The sequence below is a fragment of the Sutterella parvirubra YIT 11816 genome (assembly GCF_000250875.1).
Classification (GTDB): Bacteria; Pseudomonadota; Gammaproteobacteria; order Burkholderiales; family Burkholderiaceae_F; genus Sutterella; species Sutterella parvirubra.
In genome coordinates this window covers 19,532-24,580 of the sequence record NZ_JH604916.1, presented here as the reverse complement: position 1 = coordinate 24,580, position 5,049 = coordinate 19,532, and the positions used below count along the sequence as shown (strand labels likewise).

Genomic DNA, 5,049 nt, shown 5'->3' with positions numbered 1-5,049 from the left:
CAGTGCCCCCGTAGCGCTCAACGTCGCAAGCGCCGCCACCGTGCGGCCGAGTTCGCGCCGCGTCATGCCGAAAGTCTTCGTCGCCGTCATGGTGTGTGCCTTTCCAAGTGAATGGGTTCGCGGGAAGCGGTTGACCGAGCCGCCCTTGATCCGCATCCTATGCCCTGCCCTCATTCATAGCCATTACTATCTTCTCATGGACATTCATGCGACTTTTGAATGTCTCTCGGCAAAGAAAATCCGGCGACTCCAGATCGCCGGATTTTCCTGGGCTCTAAGGGAAGTCAACGGTTTCCGAACGTTGAAGACGGTCGGTCGCCGAAGGCTTCCGTGAAGGCGCCGCTTAGGGTTTGTTCGGGGCGGCCGGGGTGCCTGCAGCACCACCCTGCGGGGCCTTCGGCGCGAAGAGATCCTCCGACCCGAAGCCCATGCCGGCGCCCACGCCGGGCATCCCACCCATGCTGGGCATGCCGCCCATGCCGCCGTTCTTGCCTTCGTCGAGCATGCGCATCATCTTCATATCATTGGGCTTGGGCGGCACCGGATCCTTCGGGGCTTCGGTCATCTTGCCGTAGCTCATCGCCATCTTGACGTTGTGGTCGAGCGCCATGGCGACTTCGTCGTCCTCGGGGAACTGGGCCTTCAGGCGGTTGAAGAGAATCACCGCCTCCTTCCAGTCCGCGCGGTCGAACGCGAACGCGCCGCCCACGATCAGAGCCTTCTGGTTGTAGGGATCGATCTCCAGGGCGCGCTTCGCGTACGCGCCCGCTTCGTCGGTCAGCTGCCCGTCCGAGACGGCGACCAAGAGGTCGGCCAGTTCAGCGAGAGCCACGACGTTCTTCGGATCCAGACGCACCACGTGCTCGTAGGCTTCCTTCGCGCGCGCCAGGTCCCCCTGCTGGTTGTAGTGGTCCGCAAGAATCTCCCAAGCTTCCAAACGGTCGGGATTCTTCTTCACGGACTCTTCCAAGCGTGCGACGTTCTGGAGCATGTTCGCTTCGGCGACGTTCATCGCGCGCACCATCTCGATCTGCTCCTGGGCCTTGGGGTCCAAGGACGAGAAGTCCCCGTACGTGAGGTAGAGCCCCACGGTGACGGCCGGAATCGCGACGAGGGCGGTGAGTGCAGTCGCGAACGGCACCTGCCCCGCGATCTTCCCCTGACGTTCCTTCAAGGGCGCTTCGGGTTCGATCTCGTCCAAAACACGGAGGCAGAGCTCCCGTTCACGGGCTTCAAAGGCTTCCGCCGAGATCCCGCCCTCCGCGCGCTTTTCTTCAAGCCGACGGTATTCGTCCTGAAGGACTTCGACGTTTTCTTCGAGGCGCTTGAGCTCGACTTCCGGCGAGTTCTTTCGGCCGAGCAGCGCACGGGCGAAGAGCCCCACCACCGCGAGCGTGAGGACCGCCGCGATGATGCCGAAGACGATTTCGAGGTTGAGGCCGGAGGCCGCGGCCCCCGCCATGTTGTCCTGCATCGGGCCCATGTTACTCAGCCTCCCGTTTGGAAACGGCGGCGCCGCTCACGGCTTCGGCCACCTTGAGTTCACCCTTGAGAATCCGGCGCGCGGCGTCGATCTGCGCGTCGGTGACCGCGGCGTCCGAATTCCCTGCGCGGCGCCCGCGGCGCGACGAGCCCACGCGCCAGGCGGCGAAGCCCGCCAACAGCACGAACGCGACCGGCGCCAACCAAAGAATCCAGGTCTTCGCCTTGAAGGGGGGCTTATAGAGGACGTAGTCCCCGTAGCGCTCCGTCATGAAGGCGATGATCTCCTCGTTGGTGCGGCCGGCTTCGATCTGCGCCGCGACTTCTCTGCGCAGATCGATTGCGAGCTCCGCGTTCGATTCCGCAATGCTCTCGTTCGCGCAGACGAGGCAGCGGAGCTGCCGGCTCACTTCATAGAGCCGGGAGTTCGTCTGCGGGTCGAATTCCGCGGGGGCGGCTTCGCGTCCCTTGGCGGCTTGTTCGGCGGCCAAGGCCTTCAGGTCGACTTCCGCCGAGGGCTTCCCCTCGTTCATCCACTTCTGCGCCGACACGGCTTCGGGGGTCGCGACGGCCGGGGCCGTCAGCGGAGCCTTCTCTTCCGCAGGGTCAGCCGCAAGAGCCGTCCCGGCGACAAGGACCGAGCCGACGGCCGAGAGCAGCACGGAGGCGACGGTGATGTTGATGCGGCGCTCAGGCATGGCGCACCTCCCTGCGGTTGTTTTCACGATGCGGCCGGTCGAAGAGCGCGAAGACGCCGCCCAGGGCCATGAAGAGCGTGCCGATCCAAATCAGCATCACGAAGGGCTTCACGTACGCGCGGATCACCCAGCCGTTCCCGTCCGGGGTCGGCGTCCCCATCGAGACGTAGACGTCTTCGTTCCAACGGTGCGTGATCGCGGCTTCGGTCATCGTCATCTGTTCGACGGCGTCGTAGTTGCGCTTCTCGGGGTTCAATTCCGCGACCTCTTCGCCCGAGCGGTTCAGAATCGTGATCGAGCCCTTGGCGCCCGTATAGTTGGGTCCCCGGTACTCGGCCCAGCTGTTGTAGCGGAAGGTCGCGTCGCGGATCGTCACCACGTCGCCCGGGTACATCGTGACGTTGCGCTCGATCTCAAACGAACTCACCAAAGCGGCGCCGAAGATCAAAAGCGCCACGCCGAAGTGCGCGAGGTGCGTGGCCCAGCGCTGCGCGGGCTGCAGGATCGGATTCAGCCCCTGACGCAAGCGGGTGCGCCCGAAGCGGACGAGGTCCTCGAAGACGCCCCCGGCGATCCAGCCGGTGAGGAAGGCCCCCACCAACGCGACGAAGGTCATTTCGCCCATCATCACCCAGACCCAGGCGACCAACGCAAGGCCGATCACCGCACCGGGCACCATGCGGCGGGCGAGCGCGGCCGCGCCGTCCTCACGCCAGGCGGAGACCGCCCCCGGGGCGAGCAGCAGCGCCATCGGGATCATCGTCATCCCGAAGACCGTGTTGAAGTACGGGGCGCCGACCGAGATCTTCCCGCCGCCCAAAGCGTCGAGGAACAAGGGATAGAGCGTCCCCAGAAGGACCGTGCCCATGCCGGCCACCAAAATCAGGTTGTTCGCGAAGAGCGCGGACTCGCGCGAGCACCACGTGAAGGTCCCGCGGGTCTTGACGCTCGTCCCCTTCCACGCGAAGAGCAGGAACGAGACGCCGATCACGATCGAGAGGAAGACGAGGATGAAGGCGCCGCGCTTCGGATCCGACGCGAAGGCGTGGACAGACGTGAGCACCCCCGAGCGCACGAGGAACATCCCGAGAAGCGAGAGCGAAAAGGTGAGGATCGCGAGGAACACCGTCCAAATCTTGAAGACCCCGCGCTTCTGCGTGACCGCAATCGAGTGCATGAGGGCGGTGCCGGTCAACCAGGGCATGAGCGACGAATTTTCAACCGGGTCCCAGGCCCACCAGCCGCCCCAGCCGAGTTCGTAGTAGGACCAGTAGGAACCCAAGGAGATGCCGAGCGTCAAAAGCACCCACGAGGCCGCCGTCCACGGGCGCATCCAGCGCGCCCAGGCGGCGTCGAGCTTGCCGCCCATGAGTGCCGCGACCGCGAACGCGAAGGGCACCGCAAAGCCGACGTAGCCCAAGTAGAGCATCGGCGGGTGGAAGATCATCCCGGGGTCCTGCAGGAGCGGATTGAGGTCCGACCCGTCCGCGGGCGGCGGAAAGAGCCGCAGGAAGGGGTTCGAGGTGAGCAGAATGAAGAGGAAGAGCCCGAAGCTGATGAGGTTCAAGGTCCCGAGGATGCGGGCCAGGACGCGTTCGGGGAGGTTCTTCGCGGAGAGACTCACCGCGAACGTCCACCAGCAGAGCGTCACCACCCAGAAGAGCACCGACCCTTCGTGCGAGCCCCAGACGGCCGCGAACTTGTAGAACCAGGGAAGCGCGGCGTTCGAGTTCCTCGCCACGTTGATCACGGAAAAGTCGCTCGTCACGAAGGCGTAGGCGAGCGCCGCGATCGCGATCGTGCCGGTCAGCGCGAGCGAGGCGGCTGCGGCGCGTCCGGTGCGCATCCAGCCCGAGAGCCCGAGAAACGACCCCGCGAGCGGGAGAACCCCGCCCAACAAGGCCGCCGCGAGCGACAAGATGAGGGCGTAGTGCCCGATTTCAGCAGTCACGTTCAAATACTCCGAAGTGGCTGACGTTTGTTGGGTGGCTTTCTTCGAGGGAGGACTTCCGTCGAGTTCGCGGCCGTTGCCTGCTTTTAAGTCCGCGTAGAGAACTTTTAAAGACAGGTTCGCGACGGATCGCCAAAAACGCATTCAAAAAAGCGCCGCGGGGACGACTCCCGGCGGCGCATCTCCGCTTGCGGACGGACGGAGACGGCGCAACCCGTCCCCGAACCGGCCCTCCTTCCGCGCCTTACTTCTTGGCGGGCGCGTCCTTCACGTCGGCGCCGAGGACGCGTTCATGAATGAAGGCCTGAACCTTGCGCTGCAGCATGATGTGGCGCAGTTCCATCTTGCGGTCTTCGAACTTCGGGAAGAGTTCCGCCGGGCGGACGTCCTCAACCTTGACGATGTGCCAGCCGGCGGGCGACTGCACGGGGTCCTTGGCCATTTCGCCCTTCTTGAGGCCCGAAATCGCGCGCGAGAGGTCGCCCGTGTAGACGGAAGGCGAGGTCCAGTCGAGGATGCCGCCCACGTCCTTGCTCTGCGTGTCGAGGGTCTTCTCGGCGGCGAGCTTCGCGAAGGACGCACCCTTGTTGATGTCTTCGATGATCTTCTTCGCTTCGGCCTGATCCTTCACGAGGATGTGGCGCACGCGCACTTCTTCCTTGCCCCAGCGGGCGGCTTCCTTGTCGTACTCGGCCTTGATCGCGGCGTCGTCGATCGGGTTCTTCTTCAGGAAGTCGTTCACGGCCTGCTGCATGAGGACCATGTCGGTCGCGCGGGCGACTTCGGCCTGCACGTCGGGATTCTTGTCGAGACCCTGCTGACGGGCGTAGCGCGCCATCACCTTGTACTCGATGATCATGTTCTTCACCTGATCTTCGAGTTCGGGGTTGATCATGCTGTGGGGATTCGGGTTGCTCG

General features: G+C 64.5%; 4 protein-coding genes. All 4 read right to left on the bottom strand.

From position 1 onward, the window contains the following. Nucleotides 1–343: 343 nt before the first annotated feature. The gene (ccmI, locus tag HMPREF9440_RS03140) at nt 344–1,483 is read right to left on the bottom strand and encodes a c-type cytochrome biogenesis protein CcmI (protein WP_008541429.1); all 1,140 of its coding nucleotides are present in this window, start codon (nt 1,481–1,483) and stop codon (nt 344–346) included. Nucleotide 1,484: 1 nt separating this feature from the next. Continuing rightward, nucleotides 1,485–2,180: a cytochrome c-type biogenesis protein gene (locus HMPREF9440_RS10405; protein WP_008541428.1), complete on the bottom strand. Its 696-nt coding sequence runs from the start codon at nt 2,178–2,180 to the stop codon at nt 1,485–1,487. Beyond that, nucleotides 2,173–4,131 (bottom strand): heme lyase CcmF/NrfE family subunit, encoded by a 1,959-nt coding sequence (locus tag HMPREF9440_RS03130; RefSeq protein WP_040763372.1) that lies wholly within the window; start codon nt 4,129–4,131, stop codon nt 2,173–2,175. Before HMPREF9440_RS03130 ends, HMPREF9440_RS10405 begins: the two co-directional genes overlap by 8 nt. Nucleotides 4,132–4,375: 244 nt before the next feature. After that, nucleotides 4,376–5,049, bottom strand: a 674-nt coding sequence (locus HMPREF9440_RS03125; protein ID WP_008541426.1) for a peptidylprolyl isomerase, incomplete at its 5' end; no start/stop codon positions are given.